The 4,469-nt window shown below is 46.2% G+C and carries 3 protein-coding genes; 2 read left to right on the top strand and 1 reads right to left on the bottom strand.

All coding sequences use genetic code 11. The features are described 5' to 3' along the window. Positions 1 to 671: hypothetical protein (locus AB7C91_RS13545; protein ID WP_428592333.1), on the bottom strand; the 671-nt coding region annotated here is incomplete at its 3' end. A 553-nt stretch (positions 672 to 1,224) separates the two neighbouring features. On the opposite strand from AB7C91_RS13545, the gene AB7C91_RS13540 reads away from it, so the two are divergent. Both AB7C91_RS13540 and AB7C91_RS13535 read left to right on the top strand, forming a co-directional pair. Beyond that, entirely contained in the window at positions 1,225 to 2,127 is a 903-nt protein-coding gene (locus AB7C91_RS13540; protein ID WP_428592330.1) for a DUF4238 domain-containing protein, read from the top strand. A 184-nt stretch (positions 2,128 to 2,311) separates the two neighbouring features. Further along, entirely contained in the window at positions 2,312 to 4,291 is a 1,980-nt protein-coding gene (locus tag AB7C91_RS13535; RefSeq protein WP_428592327.1) for a phage portal protein, read from the top strand. The last annotated feature ends 178 nt before the right edge of the window (positions 4,292 to 4,469 follow it).

Below are 4,469 nucleotides of genomic sequence, written 5' to 3'. Positions count from 1 at the left end.
GGTTTAATAATTAAGATATCTACCGGACCTCCCACAGTCTCATTTACATTCTGGAAATGCATAGTCTGTATTGTGATATCAACTGCGTATTTTGCAAAATTAATCGCATCTTGCAAAGAAAAAAGATTCCAAGGAATACTATAATTTGCTAAGTCAGTATAGCTTCCGTCAGGGTTTTTCATTGCTGTTGGTTGAATCACTTTTGACAAAATTGAAGTTTCTCCGTCCCATCTAGCTCCTTGAGAGGAGGTATCGTCATTGACAATCGTGCCAGTATTAGTTTGAACATGATATAACTTTTGAGAGAGTCCATTACCATCGTCTTCATAACCGGCAATTATGAAATGAATATTTAGGTTGGGATCCAGATTTTGGAAGTAACTAATTATCGAACTAGGGACCGTACTTACTTTTGTATGTTCGGTAAAAAAATTACGGATAAAATCTTCAATGAATCCGGTTATTGGAAGTCCTTTAACGCTAGCACTCCCACAAGTAGATATTCCAATGTTATTTGGGCACTTGAAAGTTTTATTAACCGTGTCAGAACTATGAACACCCATTAATACAGTAGTATTGACCCCGTTCACTTGAGTGTTATTATATGACACCCTACTATCACTAGCTAACACCATTCCCTCATTAACATAAACTGCAATAATGAACGACATATGTATTCTCCTTAACAAAATATTAATCACAAGATGTACTATAAGTAAAGAAAATTTACTAAACTTTCTGATATTTAGAATTATATGCTTAGCCTATTCTTAATTAGAGTGTCTAGCGAAAATTTCAGAAATTTGAGCATACATTTTGGAGATTGTTTAGTCCTGGTTAGAAGATGAGCGCTTTATTGTTGGAAGCCATACAAAGGGAAGATATCAGCACATATCAAATTTAGTAGCAATATTTTTATAGTGCCAACTTCATTAAAAAGTTAACAAACAGAGATGATGAAATCATTTATGGATTATCGACGATTTAGGCCAATTACCTGACTCAGACGGCAAGGTGAAACTTGACATGCCAAAACTAAAATAATCCAAATCTAGAATCAAAGGATTGATTACCGAAATCATGAACTTTACCACGGTAGGAGACAATAAGGGACAATTATGTATTGACGTAGAGTCCGATTTCTTTTTTATACCATGTTGTTTGGATTCGTTGCATCATTGTTGAATCCTGAAGCCTAGAGTATAATGTCTATTGGAAACATATATGGCTAAAAACAAAGAGCGACAACATTACATCCAGAAAGCTAGCTTAACTCCATGGGCAGATGACAATAAGAATATTTTTCTATATCTCAAGAAGGAAAGAAAAATCATTGTCAGCTCACCTGTAAATATCGGTGTAGAACGCAATTTCTATGCACTTCCTGACTTAAGTAAAACAGAGTTTCTAGTTGCCAAAGGATTAACTGATTTTGCAGGGATTTCTGATAATCTTATTTCAAGATTATACTCATTTAGTGTTTTCAAACAATCCGCACAAGATGCTAAGGAAAGGAGAATATGGCAGAAAGTGCAAAATACTTTTATCGAAGAACTATATGGAGTGGTTGAGTCAAAATTTCCTAGAGAACGGTTGCTTGCAAACGATTTGTCTTTTTGGAGAAAAGATAAAAAAATGACTCTAGATTGTGTGGCGTATATAGTACGCCAGCAGTTTAGAACAAAAAGAACTCAAGATACAATTGTCATGCTGCAAAAAGAGAATTCTTATTGGGATGATAATTATATTGATTGGGAAAAGGTATATAAGTATTACAATTTTATCCTTCCTATCAATGTGATTGAGAATATTATGAATTCAATTCATCTATTTAATCTTGAAGTAGTTACTGTAGAAAATGAGAATGCTTTATTAGTAGGTGATCAGCCAGTAATCAATCTGGAGACATGGGAACCACAAGGAAGTAACCCTCTTTCTCGTATTTCGCTCTATTATCCAATAAGCCCTGTACAAGCTTTATGCATATATCACAATGACTCAAAAATTCAGTTTCATGGAAAGTTGCCACAAGAGGATGTTGACAAGCTGAATAACAAACAAATCGAGCGTTCTCTATATCAGGTATACAGCAATAGCGAGAAGCTACTCCATAAATACTTCAAATAACAAGTTCAACACCTCCTTCTATTATGCAGGAGAACCCATAGAAATATTTTGGCAATTTACCTAAGCAGAAACAAATGAAATTCATGTTCCCCTAATGCCCTTTGTTCCCGCCTCTTCCCCTCATTCCCATAACTACCCCCTGTCGCCCATCGCGGATTGCAGGGGGTTTCCTTATGCTTGAAGCATGGGATTGGGCAAGCTGTTTACTTTCAAGAGCAAGATGAGCGACGAGGTGACCGTCTCGGTGGGAAAGACCCTGGGATGGTCCGACCTGTTGTCCTTCGACAAGGACAAGGCGCTGGAGAACAGTGCCTTCTGGATATGCCTGATGAACCTCGCACGGACCTTCGGCTCACTTCCCATCCATGCATACGGCAAGAACGGCGACGGATCACGGAAGATTGACACAACCTCCCCTGAGGCAATACTGCTCCGCCATCCCTGTCCCTACATGAACCCGTATGCCTTCCGATTTTGCATGAGCGTCAACTTCGAGCTCTACGGGGTGGCATACGCCAAGATTGTACGATCATCCCTGGGCAAGCCCATAGCCCTGCACCCGATCGCTTCCACCCTGGTGGTGCCGATGGTGGCAGACGGGAAGCTAAGCTACCAATACACCCCCAGTGGGGAATGCATCTCCAAGGCCGACATGCTGGTAATCCTCAATCTCACTGCCAACGGGATACTTCCACTCTCCCCCCTGGAGTATGTGAAGAAGGACCTGGCAGTTGCTGACAGCGCCAAGGTGATGCAGAACAACTGGTTCAGCCGCGGTACCATGCTCGGGGGAATCGTGAAGGTCCCATCCAATACCAACAAGACAACCAAGGACGAGATCAGGGAGCAGTTCCAGACAGGGTTCGGGGGAAGCTCCAACTCATTCAAGACTGCCGTCATCCCTGACAACACCAGCTATGAGCCGGTGAAGATTGACAGCAAGACCGCAGAGTTCCAGGAAGCCCAGAAATGGACCGTGGCCGAGGTTGCAAGGCGTTTCGGGGTGCCCGAGGCGTTTGCCGGTGGTTCGGTCAAGGAGACCTATGCAAATGCCGAGCAGCGGGGGATTGACCTGGTCCAGTATGCCATCCTTCCCCGCTCCGTTGCCTGGCAGGATGCCATCAACGATGCACTCTTCCTACACAATCCAAAACGGTACGTGAAGATCAACCTCAACGGCTTGATGCGAGGCGATGCGGCCACACGGTCGGCCTATTACCACAATGCCCTGATGGACGGATGGATGAGCGCAAACGATGTGCGCAGCCTTGAGGACATGGACCCGATCGAACACGGGGACCTATACATGGTCCCGATGAACTACGTGCCCAGGTCTGTTGCGGCGACCACCAATCCCTACACCTACCAGGGGATCACGACAACCCAGGAAACCAGGACCGGGAATATCATCCGCAGTCCCCTGGTCGATGCCAAGCGGATGGAGGATGTCTCATTCATGGCCGAGCGTGCTGCGGTCTCCGCCAGCCAGAGGAAGGCAATCGAACGTCTGGCAAGGCGCCAGCTTGCCAAGGAGATCAAGGCCCTCAATGAACTCATTGCCTCGCAGACCAGCTCCTCAGACCTGCTTGAGCAGTTCCGCCTTGCGACCGAGAAGATTGCGCGTGAGTTCGGCGACCAATATGTCGAGGCATTCTCGGTGGTCGCAAGGAAGCTGCAGCCTATCGTCCAGAGACAGGTGAGAACCGGGGCTTCCATCGATGCGGACGCATTCGATCGCTTCGTGAAATCCTACGCATATGCGGCAAGCGACCGTCATGCATCCTCGCGGGTGTATGCACTGTCGAAAGACCTGGAAGGCATCCCCGATGACCAGGTCTCGAGCAAGGTGGAAGCATCCACCCAGAACTGGATGGCAACGGTCCCGAACCATGAGGCGGCCACGGAGACCAACAGGAGTGCCAATGCAATGACCGTGTTCCTCTATGGTGCGCTGGGGGTGAGTGTGATGCACGTGGTTGCTTCGCATGATGCCTGTGAGTTCTGCCGAAAACTGGACGGCCGTGTGGTGGAGGTCAACGGCTATGTCCTGAAAGCCGGGGAGAACGTGGACGACGGGGAAGGGAATGTGATGCGCATCTCCAAGAGCAAGAAGCATCCCCCCTTCCATGACGGGTGCGAGTGTTCAGTCGCACCAGGGAGATAGAAATGCCAAGGAACGAGAAACTGAAGCTGCTTCGCGAGTATGCGACGGCATCAACCATCAAGCGCCTGGGAGAGGAACGGCTGGCCGAGCAGTCAGGATCCGTGAGCGCATGGAGCGCCCCGATCTGGAACATCGGACGGCTCAACCTCAACGGGAGGCTGTATACGGAGGAACTGGC

The sequence above is a fragment of the Sphaerochaeta sp. genome (assembly GCF_050256055.1).
Lineage (GTDB): Bacteria > Spirochaetota > Spirochaetia > Sphaerochaetales > Sphaerochaetaceae > Sphaerochaeta.
The sequence above is the reverse complement of the archived record's forward strand: the minus strand, read 5'-3'. Positions and strand labels throughout refer to the sequence as shown.

What these genes read in the sequence shown, in the direction of transcription:
- AB7C91_RS13540 (WP_428592330.1), top strand. Translation starts at nt 1,225, where the DNA reads ATGGCTAAAAACAAAGAGCGACAACATTACATCCAGAAAGCTAGCTTA.
- AB7C91_RS13535 (WP_428592327.1), top strand. Translation starts at nt 2,312, where the DNA reads ATGGGATTGGGCAAGCTGTTTACTTTCAAGAGCAAGATGAGCGACGAG.